Annotated in this window: 1 protein-coding gene and 1 pseudogene; both read left to right on the plus strand. The window is 70.8% G+C overall.

Annotation, left to right across the window (positions count from 1 at the left end; all coding sequences use genetic code 11):
* Window positions 1–71 precede the first annotated feature (71 nt).
* Window positions 72–812 carry an ATP-binding protein gene (locus AOJ26_RS41020; RefSeq protein ID WP_053853400.1) on the plus strand — a complete coding sequence of 247 codons (741 nt, stop codon included), beginning with the start codon at window positions 72–74 and terminating at the stop codon, window positions 810–812.
* Window positions 813–882: 70 nt separating this feature from the next.
* Window positions 883–1,087: pseudogene (locus tag AOJ26_RS43715) on the plus strand (hypothetical protein); the annotation flags it as partial.

Here is a 1,087-nt window from a genome sequence, read left to right on the forward strand (position 1 = left end):
CTCCCGCCCGAACCAGCCCCCGGGCGGCTGCCCGGATCCACCGCAGACCCTGCTGAAACCGGAGACGCCTCGTGACCGCGGCCACCTACCAGTACGTCGACCTGCCGGATGCGTCCGTGGTCACCACCCGCGCCCTGCTCACCGCCCGGGACAACATCGCCGACACCGTGGATGCCCGCGCCATGATGTGCATCCACGGCGGCGCTGGCTTCGGCAAGACCCTCGCCGTCAACATCTGCCTGCGCGAACTCGAGCACGAGGACGTCCGCAAGATCACCTTCCGGGCCCGTCCCACCGCCCGCGCGGTCCGCTACGAACTGTTCACCGCGCTCGACCTGGCCGGTGAACCACCGCGCCACCCCAGCGAGTTCGACCGCCTGCTGAAGACCGCCCTGGCCGAACGCCCCCGCACCTTCCTGGTGGACGAGGCCCAGTGGCTCAACGGGGAAGCGTTCGAGTACTTCCGCTACCTGTGGGACGAACCCTCCACCCAGCTCGCGATCATCTTCGTCGGCGGCGAGGGCTGCCACACCGTGCTGCGCCGCGAACCGATGCTCTCCTCCCGCGTCTTCATCTGGCAGCACTTCACCCGCCTCACCCCCGGCGAGGTCCTCGAAGCCATCCCCCTGTTCCACCCGATCTGGGCCGACACCGACCCCGACGACATCACCTTCGCCGACCAGCACGCAGCACACGGCAACTTCCGTGCCTGGGCCCAGCTGACCGCGCACACCCGTACCGCACTCGCCCGCACCGGCCGGCCCCGGGCGGACCGGGACCTGCTGCGCTGGGCCTTCAGCCGCCTCGCATGACCGCCACCCGGCCCTCTTCCGTATCCGCCCCTGCACCCGGGAGCTCCGCCCCCACCTGACGGAGCGCCTGATGATGCTCACCTGCCCTCAACCGCCGCCCCCGATGGTGGTGTTCGACCCTGGCGACGACGCCGCACACACCCGCGCCGCCCTGCTCATGCACCATCCGGCAGCCGGCCGCGCCACAGTCCACCCCACTCCTGGCACCGATTCCACCCTCGCCCTCGCCCACAACGTTCTCGACGCCCTCGGCAAGACCACACCCGTCCCCGGCT

This window comes from Streptomyces sp. NRRL B-24085 (assembly GCF_001282115.1).
Lineage (GTDB): Bacteria > Actinomycetota > Actinomycetes > Streptomycetales > Streptomycetaceae > Streptomyces.